The organism is Anoxybacillus sp. ST4, from assembly GCF_019448545.1.
GTDB lineage: Bacteria > Bacillota > Bacilli > Bacillales > Anoxybacillaceae > Anoxybacillus > Anoxybacillus pushchinoensis.
In genome coordinates, this window is sequence record NZ_JAHZOE010000003.1 from 130,640 (window position 1) to 151,450 (window position 20,811).

Annotated in this window: 24 protein-coding genes and 2 pseudogenes; all 26 read left to right on the forward strand. The window is 43.0% G+C overall.

Features of this window, described 5'->3' with window-relative positions:
• Positions 1–2: 2 nt before the first annotated feature.
• The 26 genes and pseudogenes from flgC to K1I44_RS04060 all read left to right on the forward strand — a co-directional run bounded on the left by flgC (position 3) and on the right by K1I44_RS04060 (position 20,801).
• Positions 3–440 (forward strand): flagellar basal body rod protein FlgC, encoded by a 438-nt coding sequence (gene flgC / locus K1I44_RS03940; RefSeq protein WP_003394905.1) that lies wholly within the window; start codon positions 3–5, stop codon positions 438–440.
• An 11-nt stretch (positions 441–451) separates the two neighbouring features.
• Complete coding sequence (gene fliE, locus K1I44_RS03945) at positions 452–745, forward strand: flagellar hook-basal body complex protein FliE (RefSeq protein ID WP_003394903.1); 294 nt, start codon at positions 452–454, stop codon at positions 743–745.
• Between the two features lie 29 nt (positions 746–774).
• On the forward strand, positions 775–2,361 hold the full coding sequence (gene fliF / locus K1I44_RS03950; RefSeq protein WP_003394901.1) for a flagellar basal-body MS-ring/collar protein FliF: 1,587 nt from the start codon (positions 775–777) through the stop codon (positions 2,359–2,361).
• Between the two features lie 13 nt (positions 2,362–2,374).
• On the forward strand, positions 2,375–3,394 hold the full coding sequence (fliG, locus tag K1I44_RS03955; RefSeq protein WP_003394898.1) for a flagellar motor switch protein FliG: 1,020 nt from the start codon (positions 2,375–2,377) through the stop codon (positions 3,392–3,394).
• Positions 3,378–4,157 (forward strand): flagellar assembly protein FliH, encoded by a 780-nt coding sequence (gene fliH / locus K1I44_RS03960; protein WP_219985329.1) that lies wholly within the window; start codon positions 3,378–3,380, stop codon positions 4,155–4,157. The genes fliG and fliH overlap by 17 nt, the downstream gene beginning before the upstream one ends.
• Positions 4,154–5,467: a flagellar protein export ATPase FliI gene (fliI, locus tag K1I44_RS03965; RefSeq protein ID WP_219985330.1), complete on the forward strand. Its 1,314-nt coding sequence runs from the start codon at positions 4,154–4,156 to the stop codon at positions 5,465–5,467. Before fliH ends, fliI begins: the two co-directional genes overlap by 4 nt.
• A 7-nt stretch (positions 5,468–5,474) precedes the next feature.
• Positions 5,475–5,885: pseudogene (gene fliJ, locus K1I44_RS03970) on the forward strand (flagellar export protein FliJ); the annotation flags it as partial.
• Positions 5,879–5,938 (forward strand): annotated as a pseudogene (locus tag K1I44_RS15495) (hypothetical protein); the annotation flags it as partial. The pseudogenes fliJ and K1I44_RS15495, both read left to right, overlap by 7 nt.
• On the forward strand, positions 5,925–6,536 hold the full coding sequence (locus tag K1I44_RS03975; protein WP_219985332.1) for a MotE family protein: 612 nt from the start codon (positions 5,925–5,927) through the stop codon (positions 6,534–6,536). The pseudogene K1I44_RS15495 and the gene K1I44_RS03975, both read left to right, overlap by 14 nt.
• A 14-nt stretch (positions 6,537–6,550) precedes the next feature.
• A complete protein-coding gene (locus tag K1I44_RS03980; RefSeq protein ID WP_219985333.1) occupies positions 6,551–7,774 on the forward strand; it encodes a flagellar hook-length control protein FliK in 1,224 nt (407 codons plus the stop codon).
• Between the two features lie 11 nt (positions 7,775–7,785).
• Positions 7,786–8,253 carry a FlgD family protein gene (locus tag K1I44_RS03985; protein WP_003394887.1) on the forward strand — a complete coding sequence of 156 codons (468 nt, stop codon included), beginning with the start codon at positions 7,786–7,788 and terminating at the stop codon, positions 8,251–8,253.
• A gap of 13 nt (positions 8,254–8,266) precedes the next feature.
• Entirely contained in the window at positions 8,267–8,635 is a 369-nt protein-coding gene (locus tag K1I44_RS03990) for a TIGR02530 family flagellar biosynthesis protein (protein WP_219985334.1), read from the forward strand.
• 78 nt (positions 8,636–8,713) lie between these two features.
• A complete protein-coding gene (locus K1I44_RS03995) occupies positions 8,714–10,102 on the forward strand; it encodes a flagellar hook-basal body complex protein (RefSeq protein ID WP_219985335.1) in 1,389 nt (462 codons plus the stop codon).
• 40 nt (positions 10,103–10,142) lie between these two features.
• Positions 10,143–10,370 carry a flagellar FlbD family protein gene (locus K1I44_RS04000; RefSeq protein WP_003394880.1) on the forward strand — a complete coding sequence of 76 codons (228 nt, stop codon included), beginning with the start codon at positions 10,143–10,145 and terminating at the stop codon, positions 10,368–10,370.
• 1 nt (position 10,371) lies between these two features.
• Entirely contained in the window at positions 10,372–10,785 is a 414-nt protein-coding gene (gene fliL, locus K1I44_RS04005) for a flagellar basal body-associated protein FliL (protein WP_080629191.1), read from the forward strand.
• 31 nt (positions 10,786–10,816) lie between these two features.
• On the forward strand, positions 10,817–11,815 hold the full coding sequence (gene fliM / locus K1I44_RS04010) for a flagellar motor switch protein FliM (RefSeq protein ID WP_219985336.1): 999 nt from the start codon (positions 10,817–10,819) through the stop codon (positions 11,813–11,815).
• Positions 11,805–12,956: a flagellar motor switch phosphatase FliY gene (gene fliY, locus K1I44_RS04015; protein ID WP_003394874.1), complete on the forward strand. Its 1,152-nt coding sequence runs from the start codon at positions 11,805–11,807 to the stop codon at positions 12,954–12,956. Before fliM ends, fliY begins: the two co-directional genes overlap by 11 nt.
• 19 nt (positions 12,957–12,975) lie before the next feature.
• Entirely contained in the window at positions 12,976–13,335 is a 360-nt protein-coding gene (locus K1I44_RS04020) for a chemotaxis protein CheY (RefSeq protein WP_003394872.1), read from the forward strand.
• Positions 13,336–13,347: 12 nt separating this feature from the next.
• Positions 13,348–13,977, forward strand: coding sequence for a flagella biosynthesis regulatory protein FliZ (gene fliZ, locus K1I44_RS04025; protein ID WP_003394870.1), 630 nt, complete (start codon positions 13,348–13,350; stop codon positions 13,975–13,977).
• Positions 13,970–14,635, forward strand: a complete 666-nt coding sequence (gene fliP / locus K1I44_RS04030) for a flagellar type III secretion system pore protein FliP (RefSeq protein ID WP_003394867.1) — start codon at positions 13,970–13,972, stop codon at positions 14,633–14,635. The genes fliZ and fliP overlap by 8 nt, the downstream gene beginning before the upstream one ends.
• A gap of 14 nt (positions 14,636–14,649) precedes the next feature.
• Positions 14,650–14,919, forward strand: a complete 270-nt coding sequence (gene fliQ, locus K1I44_RS04035) for a flagellar biosynthesis protein FliQ (protein ID WP_003394866.1) — start codon at positions 14,650–14,652, stop codon at positions 14,917–14,919.
• Positions 14,916–15,695 (forward strand): flagellar biosynthetic protein FliR, encoded by a 780-nt coding sequence (gene fliR, locus K1I44_RS04040; RefSeq protein ID WP_219985337.1) that lies wholly within the window; start codon positions 14,916–14,918, stop codon positions 15,693–15,695. The genes fliQ and fliR overlap by 4 nt, the downstream gene beginning before the upstream one ends.
• 1 nt (position 15,696) lies before the next feature.
• On the forward strand, positions 15,697–16,779 hold the full coding sequence (flhB, locus tag K1I44_RS04045; protein ID WP_219985338.1) for a flagellar biosynthesis protein FlhB: 1,083 nt from the start codon (positions 15,697–15,699) through the stop codon (positions 16,777–16,779).
• Positions 16,780–16,795: 16 nt separating this feature from the next.
• Positions 16,796–18,832: a flagellar biosynthesis protein FlhA gene (gene flhA / locus K1I44_RS04050; protein WP_003394859.1), complete on the forward strand. Its 2,037-nt coding sequence runs from the start codon at positions 16,796–16,798 to the stop codon at positions 18,830–18,832.
• Positions 18,829–19,938, forward strand: a complete 1,110-nt coding sequence (gene flhF, locus K1I44_RS04055; RefSeq protein ID WP_219985339.1) for a flagellar biosynthesis GTPase FlhF — start codon at positions 18,829–18,831, stop codon at positions 19,936–19,938. Before flhA ends, flhF begins: the two co-directional genes overlap by 4 nt.
• Positions 19,932–20,801, forward strand: coding sequence for a MinD/ParA family protein (locus K1I44_RS04060; RefSeq protein ID WP_003394855.1), 870 nt, complete (start codon positions 19,932–19,934; stop codon positions 20,799–20,801). Before flhF ends, K1I44_RS04060 begins: the two co-directional genes overlap by 7 nt.
• Positions 20,802–20,811: the final 10 nt, after the last annotated feature.

A 20,811-nucleotide genomic window follows, 5' to 3' on the forward strand; every position in this document is an offset into this window, starting at 1 on the left:
ATATGTTTCAAAGTTTCAATGTGTCCGCTTCCGCTTTAACGGCACAACGGTTGCGCATGGACGTCATTTCAGCCAACATGGCGAACGTCGATACGACGCGGGCGAAAATGGTAGATGGAAAATGGCAACCGTATCGCCGGAAAATGGTTGTCATGCAGCCGAACGAATCGTTTTCTTCTTTTTTAAGTCAGGCAATGAACGAGCGGTCGGCAGGTGGAGTGAAAGTGACGAAAATTATCGAAGACCAAACGCCGTTTAAACTTGTGTATGACCCATCTCATCCTGATGCAGATGAAAATGGGTATGTACAGCTTCCAAACGTTGATCCGTTAAAAGAAATGGTCGATTTAATGAGCGCGACTCGCTCATATGAGGCGAACGTGACCGTATTGAACGCGACGAAAGGAATGTTAATGAAGGCGTTAGAAATCGGAAAGTAGGGGGATAAACGATGATTGATCGCATTCAACGTGCAGCTTTATCACCAGCTGTGCAGCAGCAAACAATAAAGCCAGCCGAGGCGCAACGTGCGTTTTCGCAATTTTTAAAAGAGGCGATTCAAGAAGTGAACAAGCAACAAATTCAATCAGATCAACTGACGACGAAGTTAGCAAGAGGGGAAAACGTTGATTTACACAATGTTATGATCGCTTCGCAAAAAGCAAGCGTGTCGCTTCAACTAGCGATCGAAGTGCGCAATAAAGTCGTCGAAGCGTATCAAGAAGTGATGAGAATGCAAGTATAATTGACCTCATGAGATAGCGGAGGAAGCATATGAACGAGCAATTAAAACAAGCGATAGAACGATTCAAATTGTTTTGGAGCGAGAGAACGAAGCAGCAAAAAATGATGGCTTTCGGACTCGTTGGCCTGGTAGTCATCGCCGTGGCGCTCACTGCTTTTTTTGCGACGCGGACGAATTTCGTTCCTCTCTACAGCAATTTATCGCCGCAGGAAGCAGGACAAATTAAAGCGACGCTTGATCAGCGCGGCATTCAGTCACAAGTTGCCGATAACGGCACGACGATTTTAGTGCCGGAACAGCTTGTGAATACGTTAAAAGTAGAGTTGGCCGCAGAAGGCATCCCGGAAAGCGGCAGCATTGATTATTCGTTTTTTGGGAAAAACTCCGGCTTCGGGATGACAGATAACGAATTTAACGTGCTAAAAATTGAGGCGATGCAAACAGAGCTCGCTAATTTAATAAAAAGTATCGACGGGGTAGAAGATGCGAAAGTGATGATTAATCTACCCCAGCCGACCATCTTTGTTGGTGATCAACAGGAAGAAGCATCGGCATCTATCGTTTTGAAAACAAAGGCAGGATATAAATTCAATGAACAGCAAATTCAATCGTTATACCATCTTGTTTCCAAAAGCGTGCCGAACCTTCCTACTGAAAATATCGTCATTATGAATCAATATTTTGAGTACTTTGACTTAAAAAATAAAGAAAATTTTTCGTCGGGCAAAACATTTGCTGAGCAGTATGAAGTGAAACAACAAATTGAACGTGACATTCAACGGCGCGTTCAACAAATGTTAGGAACGATGATCGGACAAGATAAGGTAGTCGTGTCTGTGACTGCCGATGTAGATTTCACGCAAGAAAACCGTCAAGAAGAGCTTGTTGAGCCAGTAGATAAAGAGAATATGGAAGGCATCGCCGTTAGTGTGCAACGCATTACTGAGACGTTTTCAGGAAAAGGGGCACAGCCGGGTGGCACAGCGGGCGTAGGAGAAAACGAGGTGCCAGGGTATGAAGGAGCAAATGGCGAGACAAACGGTGATTATGAGCGAATCGAGGAAACAATTAACAACGAGGTTAATAGAATAAAAAAGGAAATTGTTTCAAGTCCTTATAAAGTAAAAGATTTAGGCATTCAAGTGATGGTAGAACCGCCGACACCAAACGATCCGAACTCACTTCCGGCGCAAACGGTTGACGACATTACAAAAATTTTAGGGACGATCGTGCGTACATCGGTTGATAAAGAGATCGCAGGTCAATGGACCGATGCGGACTTACAAAACCGCGTCGTCGTTTCTGTACAACCGTTTAACGGAAAGGTGCAGTTTGACGAACAATCTACAGCTATTCCAACATGGGCTTACCTTGCTGGTGGCGGAGTGCTCGTTTTCATCATTGCATTGCTCGTCTTTTTATGGTTGCGCAAGCGAAAAAAAGAAGAAATGGACGAACTGCCGCTACAAGAAGAGCAAGTGGCAGTACACATTCCAGATGTAAACGAAGAAGTCGAAACAGAAGCAACGTTGCGCCGCAAGCAGCTTGAAAAGCTTGCAAAAGAAAAACCAGAAGAGTTTGCAAAACTATTAAGAACATGGCTTGCAGAAGAATAAGGGAGGGGATTATATGGCAAAGCGTGATCAAAAAGGCGAACTAACAGGAAAACAAAAAGCGGCCATCCTCCTCATTTCGTTAGGTCCCGACGTGTCAGCATCCGTATATAAACATTTATCTGAAGAAGAAATTGAAAAGCTAACGCTTGAAATTTCTAACGTTCGTCAAGTTGATGCTGAGAAAAAAGAAACGATTTTAGAAGAGTTTCATCAAATCGCCTTAGCTCAAGATTACATTTCACAAGGCGGAATCGCTTATGCGAAACAAGTGCTTGAAAAAGCGCTCGGTCCAGAGCAAGCGATGAACATCATTAATCGTTTAACGTCCGCCTTGCAAGTACGTCCGTTTGATTTTGCACGGAAAGCCGATCCAGCACAAATTTTAAACTTTTTACAAAACGAACATCCACAAACGATTGCGCTCGTACTGTCGTATTTAGATCCTGCTCAAGCCGGCCAAATTTTATCTGCGCTTCCACAAGAAATGCAAGCGGACGTCGCTCGCCGCATTGCCCTTATGGACCGCACATCTCCGGAAATGATTAATGAGGTAGAACAAGTGCTTGAGCGGAAGCTGTCAACGACAGTTGTGCAAGACTACACGCAAACAGGTGGCATCGAGGCGGTTGTTGAAGTGTTGAACGGTGTCGATCGGGCTACTGAACGCACGATTTTAGATGCTCTTGAAATTCAAGATCCGGAGTTAGCGGAAGAAATTAAAAAGCGGATGTTCGTATTTGAAGATATCGTTACGCTTGATAACCGTGCGATTCAACGCGTCATTCGTGAAGTGGACAACGCAGACTTGTTGCTTGCATTAAAAGTGTCTAGCGATGAAGTGAAAGAAGTCGTATTCCGCAATATGTCATCGCGCATGGCGGAAACGTTTAAAGAAGAAATGGAATTTATGGGACCAGTTCGTCTTCGCGACGTAGAAGAAGCGCAATCGCGCATTGTTGCTGTCATTCGCCGTCTCGAAGAAGCGGGTGAAATTGTCGTTGCTCGTGGCGGAGGAGATGATATTATTGTCTAAAGTCATTAAAGCCCCGTTTGCTCGGACGTGTACGGAGCAACGAGCGGTCATTCAAGTAAAAAAAATGCTGCCTGATATGCCGCCTGAAGCGAACGAGCATCATCATGAAGCAACGGTAGAACATGTACAAATGCTCATTGAACAAGCGGAACAACAGGCAGCAAGCATTCGTCAAGAAGCAGACATGTACTACGCATCGATTCAACAACAAATTGCCGAGGAACAAAGGCAATGGGAAGAAGAACGAAGCCGATGGATTGAGCAAGCACGTCAAGAAGGCTATGCCGTCGGTTTAGAGCAAGGACGGCATGACGGCTTTCAACAATATACGGAAGCCATTCGTGAGGCAAAACAAATCGTTCAATCAGCGAATGAACAATTTTATCATATGTTGCAGTCAGCCGATGAAACGATTTTACTCGTTGCATGCAAAGTAGCAGAGCGCATCATCGGCGAACGTCTCGCCGAAAATAAAGAACATTTTCTTGGACTTGTAAAACAAGTAATTAAAGAAGTTCGTGAACATGAAGAAGTGAAAATATACGTTCATCCGGCTTATTATGACGTCGTCACCCGTCAAAAAGAGGAGCTAAAAGCGCTATTTAGCCAAGACGTTCATTTGTTTATTTATCCGGATGAAACATTGGCGGAGACAAGTTGCATTGTCGAGTCGCCGTTCGGTCGCATTGATGCGAGTGTCGACACACAGCTGGAGCAGTTAAAACTTCAATTGCTCGAGCGAATCGAGGGGGAAAATGAATGAATTGGCAAGCGCTCGTCAATGAAATTGATCTGCTCGACCCGTACAAACGATTTGGTAAAGTGACGCGTGTGATCGGCTTAATGATTGAAGCAAAAGGGCCGGAAAGCTCGATCGGTGATGTTTGCTATATTCATATTGGCCATAAAAAAAAGAAGAAAATTCAAGCGGAAGTCGTTGGATTTCGCGATGAATACGTACTATTAATGCCATATGCAACAGTTCAAGATATTGCCCCCGGTTGCATTGTAGAGGCAACGGGCTCCCCGTTAGAAATTAAAGTAGGTTTAGCGCTTGTCGGACGTGTGATTGATGCGCTAGGCGCTCCGCTCGACGGTCAGCCGCTTCCTAAAGGGTTAACGGCTGTTCCAATCGATCGCCAGCCGCCAAATCCGATGACGCGTCCGCCCATTTCGGAGCCAATCGAGGTTGGCGTAAAAATTATCGACAGCTTACTGACGGTCGGTAAAGGACAACGCGTTGGAATTTTTGCTGGCTCTGGTGTTGGAAAAAGTACGTTAATGGGAATGATTGCTCGAAACACAAATGCCGATTTAAACGTTATTGCTTTAATTGGTGAACGCGGACGCGAAGTGCGTGAGTTTATTGAACGTGACCTTGGTCCCGAAGGATTAAAGCGCTCCATCGTCGTTGTCGCTACGTCAGATCAACCAGCTTTAATGCGTATGAAGGGAGCATATGCAGCGACAGCGATTGCAGAATATTTTCGCGATCAAGGACTTAACGTCATGCTGATGATGGACTCTGTCACGCGTGTCGCAATGGCGCAACGTGAAATTGGACTGGCGATCGGAGAACCGCCGACGACGAAAGGATATACGCCGTCTGTCTTTGCGATATTGCCGAAATTGCTTGAGCGGACAGGGACGAATGAGCATGGCACAATTACTGCCTTTTATACGGTGCTCGTTGATGGAGATGATATGAACGAGCCGATTGCTGATACCGTTCGCGGCATTTTAGATGGCCACTTTGTTTTGGAGCGCCAACTAGCAAATAAAGGACAATATCCAGCAATTAACGTATTAAAAAGCGTCAGCCGTGTCATGAACTATATTGTGACGCAAGAACATCGGAAAGTGGCAGAAAAATTGCGCGAGCTGCTTGCGACATACGTTCAATCTGAAGACTTAATTCAAATAGGAGCTTACAAGCGAGGATCATCGCGGGAAATTGACGAAGCTATTCGTTACTATCCGAAAATCATTTCATTTTTAAAGCAAGATGTTCATGAATCATTCACAATAAACGAAAGCGTTCAACAGTTGTTTCAACTTATTGAACAAGGGTGAATAAATAATGACACCATTTAAGCTAACGAAAATTTTAAACTTAAAAGAACACGAAAAACAAAAGGCGTTGCACGAATATGAAGAGGCGCGCAGCCGATTTGAAGAAGTGGCGGAAAAACTGTACCATTTTTTAAAACAAAAAGAAGAGTATGAAGAACAGCATAAACATCAGTTGCAATCGGGGGTAGCTATTCAACATATTCGCTCCTTTCAACAATTTATGGTCAATTTGCAACGCATTATCGATCATTATCAACATCTCGTCATGCAAGCCCGTCAGCACATGGAGTTGAAACAGCTAAAATTAGTCGAGCTGAACGTAGAAGTGAAAAAATATGAAAAGATGAAAGAAAAACATGACGAAATGTTGGCTCAGCATATGCGCATGATGGAACAAAAGCAGATGGACGATCTTTCAATTCAGCAATATTGCTATCGGGAAACAAGGTGAGCGTCAATGGAACAGTTTGAAAAAGATGAAGAAACGAAAAAAACAAGCAAGTTGCAATGGTTTCTCTTTGTCGTTTTTATTCCGCTTTTATTTACAATTTCAGTCGCTTTGCTCATTTTAACGTTTTCTGGCATTAACGTATTTGAACAAGGAAAAAAATATGCAGGTCAATTGCCTTTTATTTCTCAGTGGGTAGAAGGAACGGAAGCAAACGAAAAAAAGAAACTGCAAGAACAACTCGTCGAGCTAAAAGCAACGATCGTTGAAAAAGAGAAACAACTAAAAAAGGCAAACGATGTGCTTAAAGAAAAAGAAGCGGAAATTGATGCGCTTCAGCAAGAAATTGCCCGCTTGCAAGCGGAAAAGGAGCAAGTGCAAGAGCCGACAACAACTCCGCCAGCTGAGCAAACAAATACGCCGCGTGTCGATGTTGTCAAAATGTATGAAACGATGTCTCCGCGCAAAGCGGCAGAAATTATTCCACAAATGTCAGATCAAGAGGCAGTCAATTTATTGTCGAAGTTGAAAACAGATAAAGTGGCGGCCATTTTAGAAAAAATGGATGCACAAAATGCGGCGAAATATACGAGCTTGCTTGCGAAAAAAGCAGACAATTGAAAGGAGGTGAGTAGATGAATATCGCACCGATTTCCTTCATGACGTCATCTAGCGGACAACATGGACAAATGAAAACGAGCGATGACAACGCATTTGCTCGTATCATTGCATCGTTGCGTCAAGAGGCGAAACCGTTACAGCAATCCGTTCAGTCATCCGAAAAGGTACGAACTGTCGATTGGGAACAGCTGCAACAATGGTTTGCGCAACTTCCTGCTCATGACGGGTATGCAGACAAACAAACGTTATGTAATGATGTCGTTCAAGCGTTCCTTTCCCTTTTGCCAGAAGACATGAAAAATGACATCACGGAACGATTTTCATCTGAGCAACCGCTTGAAGCGATGTTTGCGCCAACGGATGATCGAAATGAAAAAGACGAGCTCATGCTTGTCGTTGCATTATTCCAACTTGAGCAAAAGCAATGGGCGATTCCAGAGCAGATCATTGAATATGCGCGCGCAACATTTCGTCACGTGTTTGGGGCACATGATGAACAAAACGCTACCATTCAGGCGATGTTGCAAAACATCGTTAATAACCAACTTATGTTGTTGAACAATGCGCAAAAAATGGTTGAATGGCCGTTTCAGCAACAACAATCGTGGCTACCTGTCCACGAACAATTAGCTCCTATGCAACGAATTGTTCGCACATCTGATCTGTTGCACGCTCAACAAGCCGTCCAATCACGCATGCCGCTAGAGACACAAATAAGCGAAACTCCGCTTGCATCGCAAATGGAGCGAATCGTTCGGATGCCAAGCGTGCTACATGCAGTACAGCGGTCGGTTGAAAAAAGTGTGCCAATAGAGGTGCAAACGGTCAATACGACAAGCGAAACTCCGCTTGCATCGCAAATCGAACGGATCGTTCGCGCAAGTCAATTTACACAATGGAAAAACGGAAATGCACAATTACTTATTCGGTTGCATCCTGAGCATTTAGGATACGTCACGATTAAACTCATTCAGCAAAAAGGAAAGCTAACGGCAAAAATGATTACGTCTACGGAAGCGGCAAAACAGTTAGTGGAACAGCACATCCATCAACTTGCGCACATTGCGGATCAAGTGACGGTCGAACAATTTAATGTATTTGACGAAGCAAAGTTTCGCGACCATGCATTCCATCAACAAAAGCAGCAACAGCAGCAACAACAGCAAAAAGAAGAAAAAAAGCAGCCTGACCAATCGTTTGATGAGTGGTTAAAAGAGTTGTTTCATTTCGACGTGTAGAGGTGATAGTTGTGACAGCGATCGATCCGAGTTTACTTTTATCGCAACAACAAGTAAAACAGCGTGAAACAGGAAAAAGTTCGTTAGGAAAAGATGATTTTTTAAAAATTTTAATTGCGCAATTGCAACACCAAGATCCGCTCAATCCGATGGAAGACCGGGAATTTATTTCACAAATGGCAAACTTCTCATCGCTTGAACAAATGGTAAATATGTCGAATATGATGGGCAAGTTTATTGAATCGCAAACAAGTACATCGGAAAAGCTTGTCAGCACGCTAGATGCGTTGCAAAAGCTTATGCAACAACAATCTACACCGTCGCTCGCTCAATATAGTGAATGGATCGGCAAGACGGTGACGTGGGATGAAAAAAGCGGTGTTGTTCAAGCTGTCGTTCAAAAAGGAACAGATATATGGTTAGAGCTCGAGCAAGGAGAAACGGTGTTAGCCTCTCGCGTCACAAAAGTGTCGCAATAAAGGAGGTGAGGGAATGGATCGAATACAGTTTTTTCCGCCTGCCCCGCTCATTCCGCCGAAAAAGCAAGTCGTTGCTTCATCAAAATCAGAGCGGCAATCGTTTCGCGATGCGCTTATTGAAGCAGGAAAAGGGTTAAAAATAAGCAAACATGCGCAACAACGTTTGCAAGAGCGAAATATTCACATTAACGACGAACAATGGGCAATGATTGGGCAAAAAATTGTAGAGGCGAAACAAAAAGGGGTGCGCGATTCGCTCGTCATTACAAATGAAGCTGCATTAATTGTGAGCGCTGTGAATGAAACGGTCATTACCGCGATGAATCGCGAAGAAGCACAAACGCAACTGTTTACAAATATTAATGGCGCCATCATTATATAAAAGGCTGGACCTTTACAGGAAGCCTTTGAGCGTGCGGAATGACAGAAGCCGCTCAAATAACAAAAAGGAGAGGATTATATGTTACGTTCAATGTTTACTGGCATTGGTGGTATTCGCAACTTCCAATATAAATTAGACGTCATTGGTAACAATATTTCTAACGTCAATACGTACGGCTACAAAAAAGCGCGTGTGACGTTTAAAGACCTTGTGTCGCAACAAATTTCTGCGGCGACATCATCGACAGGGACGCGCGGAGGAATTAACGGAAAACAAATTGGTTTAGGGAGTGGACTTGGTTCGATCGAAACAGTTCATACGCAAGGATCGACGCAAACGACGTCCCGTCCGCTCGATTTGGCGCTTGGTGGCGACGGCTTTTTCGTTGTTGGCTCGATTAACGATGTCACATTAATTAGCATGGATGGACCAGCTGGAAAGCTCGGAACGAATAAAGTGAATACAGGTGTGCCGATCGACCGCGTGTTTAACTTAAGCTTTACACGTGCCGGTAACTTTTATTTAGATGAATACGGTTATATTGTAAACTCGGACGGGCAATATTTAATCGGGGAAGCAGCGATTAAAGATGTGGATACTGTTATCGCGAACGCTCCACATGTTGCTCAAGCGAGACGTGACTTAGATGCATTTCTTAATAGTACCAATGGTCTTGTGAACTTCATAAAGAAGTGGAAGGATGAGTTTACGAAAGACCCTGATAATAACCCAACTACACAAACAGATTTCACTAATTTTATTAAAAACTTTAACAATGAACTCAAAAGTCTAAACGAAAAAATTACAGGAAAGACAGATCCAGATGATCAAACGCTTGCTGCGGCTGGGACGTATTTCAATGATCGTGTATCTCCGAAAGCAAGTATTAATCCAGTTCCGCTACTTCCAGAAAACGATGCCGATTGGCCGGATACGTTAGCGGAGGCTGAAAAAATGATGGGACCGTACTTAGAAGGGATTAGCGGTTTTGTGGAAAGCGTCCAGCAAGTATTACAAGATTATAGTGAACCGAAATACGGAAATGTGACTAGCTTTGAGCCAGGACTCATTCAAATTCCGAAAACGGCGAAAAGCTTTGGAATTACGGCAGATGGTAAAGTGACGTTCATCGATAGCAACGGGCAATTGAAAATTGCGGGACAAATTTTATTGGCACAATTTCCGAATCCAACAGGGTTAGAGAAAATGGGTGGCAATACGTTTAAAGAAACGAATAACTCAGGTAAGCTTGATCGAAATGCAAACGGTCTAACGATTAATGAATTGTCACGACCTGGCTTAAATGGGGCAGGTGAAATTATTTCTGGAGCGCTTGAAATGTCAAACGTTGACTTGTCAGAAGAGTTTACGGAAATGATCGTTGCACAGCGCGGATTCCAAGCAAATACACGCATTATTACAACGTCGGATGAAATTTTACAAGAGCTTGTCAACTTGAAGAAATAATGAATAAAGGGGGGACGGGGGCGGTTGCCCCCGATACATAATGATTCAATTAACGCGATTAAATGGAAAGCCTTTCACGTTAAACGCTATTTACATAGAGCAAGTTGAAGCCTTTCCTGACACGACAATTACGTTAACGAATGGCAAAAAGTTTGTCGTGCGGGAGTCTGTTGAAGATGTTATGTTATTAGTAGAAACATTTTACCGCAATATTTCGGTGCTTGGATTAAGGAGAGATGCGGAGGGATCCGACGTTGAAAGACAATAAGATGTTAAAAGTGATGCTTATCATCATGGGGGTCATTACGCTCGTTAGCGTCGTTGCGCTTGTCGTTGTTATGAAGTTTATGGGAAATAATGAACCGAAGGAGCCGACGGTCGATGAAATTGTCGCCAGCTCGTTTGATGTCCCTGAAATGATGACGAACTTATCGGATGGTCGCTTTATAAAAATTGCGTTTAAAATTCAAACAGATAGCGAAAAAGCGAAAGAAGAAGCGGAAAAGCGCGATTTTCAAATTAAAAATATTATTATTGAAGAACTTTCAGAGATGACAGGAGAGCAATTTAAAGGAAAGCAAGGAAAACTTCTTTTAGAGAAAAAACTGCGCGAACGTATAAATGAGCTCATGCAAGAAGGAAAAGTTGAAAAAATTTATATAACCTCCTTTATTCTCCAGTAAATCATATGAATAGGAGTAGGAGGTGAGAACGGTGTCAGGAGAAGTTTTGTCGCAAAGTGAAATTGATGCCTTGTTGGCAGCGCTATCCGCTGGAGAGATGAGCGCTGATGAATTGAAAAAAGAAGAAGCAGAGAAGAAAGTGAAAGTGTACGACTTTAAACGAGCGTTGCGGTTTTCGAAAGATCAAATTCGCAGCTTAACGCGCATACATGAAAACTTCGCTCGTTTGTTAACGACATTTTTTTCCGCTCAATTGCGCACATACGTGCAAATTTCAGTCGCATCTGCTGACCAATTGCCGTATGAGGAATTTATTCGCTCCATTCCGAAAATGACGATTTTAACAGTATTTGAAGTTCCACCACTCGATGGGCGCGTGCTGTTAGAAGTAAACCCAAATATCGCTTATGCGATGCTTGATCGCGTATTAGGCGGCAGAGGAATGAGCTTGAATAAAATTGAAAATTTAACAGAAATCGAAACAAAAATTATGTCGAACTTGTTTGAGAAAGCGTTTAGCAACTTGCGCGAAGCGTGGGAATCGGTCGCTGATATGGATCCGATGCTTACTGACTTCGAAGTAAATCCACAATTTTTACAAATGGTATCGCCGAACGAAACGGTTGTCGTCATTTCATTAAATACGCAAATTGGCGACATTAGTGGAATGATTAATATTTGTATTCCGCACGTCGTGCTAGAACCAATCATCCCGAAATTATCCGTCCATTATTGGATGCAGACGCAAAAAAAAGAGCGCGAACCGGAAGAAGTCGCAACGTTGCAAAAACGGCTAAAACAAACGAAAGTACCGATGATTGCACAGCTCGGAACATCGACCATTTCTGTACAAGAGTTTTTGCAACTTTCTGTTGGCGATGTCATTCAATTAGATCAAACGGTGCGTGATCCATTGATTATTAAAGTAGGAGATGTGCCGAAGTTTATCGGACAGCCAGGAAAAATGAACAAACGATTAGCGGTACAAATTTTAGATGTTATAAAGGGGGAAGACGGCGATGATGAGTGACGATATGTTATCTCAAGACGAGATTGATGCGTTGTTGCGTGGGATTGATGAAGATCCGATGCCGTCTAGCACAATGTCAATTGATGACGTGTTGACACCAATCGAACAAGATGCACTTGGTGAAATAGGAAATATTTCGTTTGGTAGTTCCGCGACAGCGTTATCGATGTTATTAAATCAAAAAGTTGAAATTACGACGCCGAGCGTTTCGCTTATCGAGCGTGCGCGTGTAGCAGAAGAATTCCCGCATCCGTATGTTGCGATTCAAGTGAGCTATACGGAAGGGTTTTTAGGAACGAACTTGCTTGTTATTAAACAGTCGGATGCGGCTATTATTGCTGACTTAATGATGGGAGGAGACGGAACAAACCCGCCAGCTCTCATGGATGACATTCAACTGAGCGCCGTGCAAGAGGCAATGAATCAAATGATGGGATCGGCGGCGACATCGATGTCGACGATTTTTAGTAAAAAAGTTGACATTTCTCCGCCAAGCTTACACTTGCTTGATTTATCAGAAGGCGAAGGGTTTGAATATTTACCGCCTGACGATGTGCTCGTGAAAGTATCGTTCCGTTTAAAAGTAGGGAACTTAATTGATTCAAACATTATGCAGTTACTTCCGATTCATTTTGCGAAAGAATTAGTTGAAAATTTATTAAATCCGTCTAGTACAAATACGCAAACATCAGCTACAATAAATACGAATGAGCCACGCCAAACCGCGCCATCCGCACCAACGCAGCCAGCGCCTTCATCGGCTCAACAAACGCAAAAAGAGGCTCCTCAACATTTCGGAACAGGAGCTGTGCAGCAGCCTGTCAACGTCCAGCCTGTTGCTTTTGCAAGCTTCGAACCTGCACCGCTACCGGAAGCGGAGTCGCGCAATCTCGATATGTTGCTCGACATTCCGTTGCAAGTGACGGTAGAACTTGGACGCACGAAGCGATCGGTGCAAGATATTTTAAGCTTATCGTCAGGATCGATTATCGAGCTCGACAAACTAGCTGGTGAGCCTGTTGACATTTTAGTAAACAATAAACTAATTGCCAAAGGTGAAGTGGTAGTTATCGATGAGAATTTCGGGGTGCGTGTAACAAGCATTATTAGCCAGAGCGATCGGTTAAACAAATTACGATAATTCGGGAGGTTTTTGGAGAATGGCAAGAATTTTAATTGTTGATGATGCAGCATTTATGAGAATGATGATTAAAGATATTTTAACGAAAAACGGACACGAAGTTGTAGCGGAAGCAGCTGATGGGGCGCAGGCGGTAGAAAAATATAAAGAGTTTCGCCCGGACTTAGTGACGATGGATATTACGATGCCAGAAATGGATGGCATTACAGCATTGAAAGAAATTAAAAAAATTGATAGCAACGCGAAAGTTATTATGTGCTCTGCAATGGGGCAACAAGCGATGGTTATCGATGCGATTCAAGCAGGAGCAAAAGATTTTATCGTTAAGCCGTTCCAGGCAGATCGCGTCATTGAAGCAATTAACAAAACGCTCGGTTAGAGGTGGAATTCATTGCGCTATATCCGCATGATCATATTGTGCGCGTTCGTTGTTCTGCAAGCAGTTTCCCCTGCTTTTGCAGAACAAACGAATAGCGTAAAAGAATGTTTAGAGCATCCAGAAGCATGTAAGGAACAACAAACGAACAATGATGCGCCAAATGAAACGATTGCCCAACCGTCTCCTGTTACCGTTTGGGATTTTGTCAAACTTATTGCTGCGACGGCGTTTGTTATCTTTTTACTATATTCGCTTTTAAGATGGTTAAATAAACAAAACCGATTTTATGAGCGAAAAGGGCTCATTCAACATTTAGGTGGGACAAGTTTAGGAACGAATCGAACGATTCAAATTGTGAAAGTTGGTCGGCGTGTGTTTGTTGTCGGTGTAGGCGAGTCGATTCACTTATTAAAGGAAATTACCGATGAGCAAGAAATTGAAGAGCTGCTTAAGCAACATGAAGCGCGTCTCGACTCTATGCTTGATGCGGCGGGCGTATGGAAATCGCTACAGTCGCTTTTGCAGCGAAAAACGAGCGAACCTCGCTTTCGCCAGCTGTTCAATCAAGAGCTACAACAGCTAGCTCATGAGCGAAAAAAAGCAATGAGCGCGTTGGAAAAAGAAAGGGATCAACATGAATGAAGTGATGCAGTTTTTTAACAATAGTGCGCCCGAAAATGTTGCTACATCTGTGAAGCTGTTATTGTTGTTAACCGTCTTGTCGGTGGCGCCTGGCATTTTAATTATGGTCACATCGTTCACGCGCATCGTCATCGTTTTATCGTTTGTTAGAACAGCGCTCGGAACGCAACAAATGCCGCCAAACCAAGTGTTAATTGGGCTATCACTATTTTTAACATTTTTCATTATGGCACCGACATTTCAACAAATTAATCGCGAGGCGTTGCAGCCGTTATTCGATGAACAAATAAACTTAGAAGAAGCATATGAGCGGGCGGAAGTACCGCTGAAAGAGTTTATGAGCAAACATACGCGCCAAAAAGATTTAGCGTTATTTTTAAGCTACGCAGGGGTTGAACAGCCGAAAACGGTGCAAGATATTCCGATGTCAGCGCTCGTTCCTGCTTTTGCGATTAGCGAATTAAAAACCGCTTTTCAAATTGGTTTTATGTTATTCATTCCATTTTTAGTAATCGATATGATTGTTGCTAGTGTGCTCATGTCGATGGGAATGATGATGTTGCCGCCGGTCATGATTTCATTGCCGTTTAAAATTTTATTATTTGTTCTCGTCGACGGATGGTATTTAGTTGTTAAATCGTTACTAGAAAGCTTTTAAAGTAGGTGGGAAATATGAGTCCCGATTTTGTCATTCAAGTTGCTGAACGCGGCGTGTATATGGTGCTTATTGTATGTGGACCGCTCATGTTGCTTGCGTTGGCAGTAGGATTATTTGTTAGCATTTTGCAAGCGACGACGCAAATTCAAGAACAGACGTTAGCATTCGTTCCGAAAATTGTCGCTGTGTTGCTCGGTCTTATTTTCTTTGGCCCGTGGATGCTTTCACGCATGATTTCATATGCATACAACATTTTTAGTAACTTAAGTAAATTTGTAGGATGAAACGTATGGAGCTATATACGTATATACCGACTTTTTTACTTATTTTTGCGCGCGTCGCTTCCTTCTTTGTTACGATGCCACTATTTTCGTATCGAAATATACCGAACGTTCATAAAATCGGTTTTGCTTTTTTCATTAGTTGGCTCATGTTTTTTTCGCTTGATCCAGAGCCATTAAATATTGACGGAACGTATATGATGCTGCTCATTAAAGAAGTGCTTGTCGGATTGCTTATCGGTCTCGTTGCTTTTATGATTATGTCGGCGATTCAAATTGCAGGTGGACTCATTGATTTCCAAATGGGTTTTGCTATTGCAAACGTCATTGATCCACAAACAGGTGCCCAAAGCCCATTGATGGGGCAATATTTATATACGATCGCATTATTTTTTTTGTTAGCCGTCAATGGACATCATTTGTTGTTAGACGGTATTTTTTATAGCTATCGATTCATTCCGGTTGACCACCTCGTCCCTTTTGGGAATGGAGCCGTTGCAGAACAAGTTGTCCGTTTATTTCAAGCGATGTTTGTCATTGCGTTGCAAATGGCTATTCCGATTGTCGGGTGTTTATTTTTAGTCGATGTAGCGCTCGGTATTGTCGCTCGGACAGTTCCGCAAATGAACATTTTCGTCATCGGTTTACCTGTAAAAATTATAGTTAGTTTCGTTTTGTTTATCATTGTGTTTTCAAGCATGTTTGTTGTTACGAAACAGTTGTTCGAACTGACTTTTATGTCGATGCGCGGCATGATGAAATTACTAGGAGGCGCATAACGTGAGCTGGCTGTCGGTTGATTTACAGTTTTTCGCTGGGGAAAAGACAGAAAAAGCAACGCCGAGGAAGCGGCAAGAAGTGCGTAAAAAAGGACAAGTGGCGAAAAGTGCTGATGCGACCGCTGCCTTTTTAATGCTCGTTGTTTTTCTTGTGCTTTCTTTTTCTTCGGGCGCGTGGGGAGATGCGGTTGTACGGCTGTTTCGTCAGTCGTTTCAGCATTATTTTTTCATGGACGTTACCGTTCATTCGGTGCAGCTCATTTTCATGGATCTTCTCCAGCAGCTCGCGATGCTCGTCGGCCCGATTTTTGTAGCGGCGATCGCTGCGGCACTATTTGCAAACTTTGTACAAGTCGGCTTTTTATTTACGACGGAGCCGTTACAAATGAAACTAAGCAAACTCGATCCGATTCAAGGATTTAAACGTATATTTTCGCTGCGAGCGATCGTCGAATTATTAAAATCGATTTTAAAAGTATTGTTTGTCGGAGTTGTTACATTCTCTGTATTATGGTTGCATATCGATGATATTTTATCGTTATCGCACAAATCGATTGGTGCGATTGCGGCAACGCTCGGACGGTTAACGATTCAAATGGGCATCGCCGCTTCTGTCGCTTTATTGTTTCTTTCGATATTCGATTATTTGTATCAACGGTACGATTTTGAAAAAAATATTCGTATGTCGAAACAAGACATTAAAGACGAATATAAAAAGACGGAAGGGGATCCGCTCATTAAATCACGCATTAAACAAAAACAAAGGGAAATGGCGATGCGCCGCATGATGCAAGAAGTGCCAAAGGCAGATGTCGTCATTACCAACCCAACGCATTTTGCAGTTGCATTAAAATATGATGAACAACAGGCAGACGCCCCTATCGTCGTCGCTAAAGGGGCGGATTACATGGCACAGAAAATAAAAGACATCGCTAAAAAGCATGATGTCATGATCGTTGAAAATCGTCCACTCGCACGTGCGCTATACGATCAAACAGATGTCGGAATGGTTATTCCAGAAGCTTTTTTTAAAGCGGTAGCGGAAATTTTAGCGTACGTCTACAAGATGAAAAACAAACTGTAAATAGGAGAGAACGTTTATGTCGGCAAGGGACTTGTCTGTATTACTTATGGTTGTATTAATTGTAGCGATGCTTATTATTCCCCTACCATCGTGGTTGCTTAGCGTCCTCATCATTTTCAATATTTCTCTTGCGCTGCTCGTTCTCTTAACGTCGATGAATATGCGCGAACCGCTCCAGTTTTCGATTTTCCCTTCGCTTCTTCTTTTGCTTACGTTGTTTCGCCTCGGTTTAAACGTCTCAACAACTCGCTCGATTTTAAGCAGAGGAGAAGCTGGCGGGGTAGTCGAAACGTTTGGTACGTTTGTTATCGGTGGCAATGTTGTCGTCGGGTTTGTCGTTTTTTTAATTTTAGTCATTATTCAATTTGTCGTCATTACAAAAGGGGCAGAGCGTGTATCGGAAGTAGCAGCGCGCTTTACGCTCGATGCTATGCCGGGAAAACAAATGAGCATTGATGCGGATTTGAATGCCGGAATTATTTCTGAACAGCAAGCGAGAGAAAGGCGCGAAAAAATTGCTCAAGAAGCTGATTTTTATGGCGCGATGGACGGAGCGAGCAAGTTTGTCAAAGGTGATGCGATCGCGGGCATTATTATCGTTCTTATTAACATGTTGTTTGGAATCGTTATCGGAATGGTGCAGCAAGGTATGGATATTGGTGAAGCAGCTAGACGATATACATTATTAACTGTTGGAGATGGAATTGTTAGCCAAATCCCGGCGTTATTAATTTCTACTGCGACAGGTATTGTCGTTACGCGTGCCGCTTCAGATGATAATTTAGGCGCCGACGTTATGCGGCAGTTGTTTGCTTATCCGAAAATGTTATACGTTACAGCGGGAACGATTTTTTTACTTGGATTGTTGACGCCGATTGATGATTTGTTAACCGTTCCGATCGCGGCATTGCTCGCGTTTGGGGCATATCAATTATCGAAGCAGGCTCATGTGCCAGAGGCGGTACCGGAAGAAACAGAAGAAGAACGAGAGATGGATCAAATGAAAAGTCCAGAAAGCGTTGTAAGTTTGCTAAGTGTTGATCCAATCGAGTTTGAGTTTGGGTACGGGTTAATTCCGCTTGCTGACGCCAACCAAGGCGGGGATTTATTAGATCGTATCGTGATGATACGTCGTCAATTAGCTTTAGAGCTTGGCCTAGTTATTCCCGTTGTGCGCATTCGTGACAATATTCAACTGCAACCAAATGAATATCGCCTAAAAATTAAAGGAAACGAAGTAGCGCGCGGCGAGCTGTTGCTTGATCATTATTTGGCGATGAGCCCCGGCGTTGAAGATGATGCGATTGAAGGAATTGATACAATTGAGCCGGCGTTCGGATTACCGGCAAAATGGATTTCTGAAGATATGAAGGAACGGGCTGAAATGTTCGGATATACAGTCGTTGACCCGCCGTCCGTCGTATCAACACATATTACTGAGCTGTTAAAAGCGCACGCGCATGAGTTGCTCGGCCGTCAAGAAACGAAACAGCTGATCGACCACGTGAAAGAATCGTATCCGATTTTAGTAGAGGAAGTAACACCGAATCCGCTGTCGGTCGGTGACATTCAAAAAGTACTTGCCAACTTATTGCGTGAAAAAGTGTCCATTCGCAACTTGCCGGTCATTTTTGAAACGCTTGCCGATTTTGGGCGAATGACGACAGATCCAGATCTTTTAACGGAATACGTTCGTCAAGCGCTCGCTCGTCAAATTACGAGCCAATATGTTGTTGAAGGTCAGCCGTTGCGCGTTATCACATTGTCAGGGAAAGTTGAAAAAATGATTGCTGAAGGTGTACAGCAAACTGAACACGGCAATTATTTAGCGCTCGATCCGGTCGTTTCCCAAGCTATTATCGAAGCGATTGCAATGCAAATTGAACAATTCCCGTTTCAAGATCAATCGCCAATTTTGCTTTGTTCGCCTGCTGTGCGCATGTATGTGAGACAATTAACGGAGCGTTATTTCCGTCACGTTCCCGTGTTGTCGTATAATGAACTTGAAGCAAACGTCGAAGTTCAAAGTGTTGGGGTGGTGAATGTCGAATGAAAGTAAAAAAGTTTGTTGCTTCATCGATGCCAGAAGCGATGAAAATGATTCGAGCGGAACTTGGAAATGATGCGGTCATTTTAAATTCGAAAGTCGTTCATAAAAAAGGCTTTCTCGGACTATTTTCCCGAAAAAATATCGAGGTCATTGCTGCCGTTGATCCAAAACCAGCCACTCCGCCTGTTCAACAAATAAAAGAAAAACGAAAAGAGCGAATCGAACCGCTGCGTGACGAGCAATTGTTGAAAGAAATTCAGCAGTTAAAAGCGACGATTCATCAATTGACGCAAGGAGGGGCGATGGAGCATTATCCGTCCCCTCTAAAGGCGATCGATGCGCATTTGATCGATCAAGAAATAAGTGACGATGTGCGTGCGATGTTCATGTCTGCATTGTTGCAACGATGGTATACGTCCGGGGCGAACGCTTCAGACGACGAAGTGAAAAAATGGCTTCACGATGACATCGTCAAAACATTATCGTCCTTTTCATTTGGTGGGATTTCATTTCAAAAAAAATACGTCAACGTTGTAGGGCCGACAGGGGTTGGCAAAACGACGACGCTTGCCAAAATGGCGGCCGACTGCGTCATTACACATCGTAAAAAAGTGGCATTTATTACGACAGATACGTATCGTATTGCCGCAATTGACCAATTGAAAACGTACGCAAAAATTTTAAATGTGCCACTTGAAGTATGTTACAATGTCGACGATTTTCGTCAAGCGAAGGAAAAGCTTGCGTCGTACGACATCGTTTTTATCGATACTGCCGGGCGAAACTTTCGCAACGCCCAATACGTGAACGATTTAAAAGAAATGATTGATTTTAACGAGGAAATGGAAACATTTCTCGTCCTATCGTTAACGGCAAAATGGCGAGATATGAAAGACATTTACGATCAGTTTTCAATTATTCCTATTCATAAGTTTATTTTTACAAAAGTCGATGAAACGAGCCGACATGGTGCGATGATAAACATGATGATCCAATGTGGCATCGGGGCGGCGTATGTGACGCACGGACAAAACGTACCTGATGATATTGTGGAAGCTACTCCACAGCTTGTTGCAAATATGATTACCGGGGTCGAGCAACGATGGTGAGAGATCAGGCTGAAAGTTTACGTTTACGCGTGAAAAAAATGCAACATGAAACAGAAACGAAAGCGATTGCTGTATTAAGCGGCAAAGGTGGCGTTGGAAAATCGAACGTGTCATTAAACTTTTCTTTAGCACTACGTCAACGCGGGAAAAACGTATTGTTGTTTGATATGGATATCGGTATGGGAAATATCGACATTTTGCTTGGACAAACATCATCCCACACGATTATCGATATTTTTCGTCCTAACGTAACGATTCATGATATTATAAAAACAGGACCAGAAAACTTGTCGTTTATCGCTGGCGGAACGGGATTGACGGACATTTTTCACATGGATGAACAGAAAGTACAATATTTCATTGAACAACTACAACTTGTTTCCGAGCAGTATGATTACATCATTTTCGATATGGGGGCAGGCATGTCCGAAGATCGCCTTCAGTTATTGAAGGCAGTTGACGATATTTTCATCGTGACGACGCCTGAACCAACAGCGTTAACGGATGCGTATGCGACGATGAAATACATTCATTTAGCAGACCATCAACTTCCGATTTATGTGTTAGTCAATCGCGCCCGTTCCGACAAAGAAGGGATAGAGACGTTGCAACGTTTAAAGCAAGTAGCGAAACGTTTTTTAGGAAAAGAACTGCATGCTTTAGGGTACGTACCTGAAGATCGCACGGTAAGCAATGCAGTTATTCGTCAAACGCCTTTTCTTTTATTTGATCCGAGTGCGAAAGCAAGCAAGGCAGTCATACAAATGACTGAACGCTATTTGGCAAATGAAGAGCATAAGGAGCAAATGAAACGTCCATTTCACTTTTTTGCGAAGTTGCGCCAATACTTTTTAGAAAGGTAGGTTATCATCG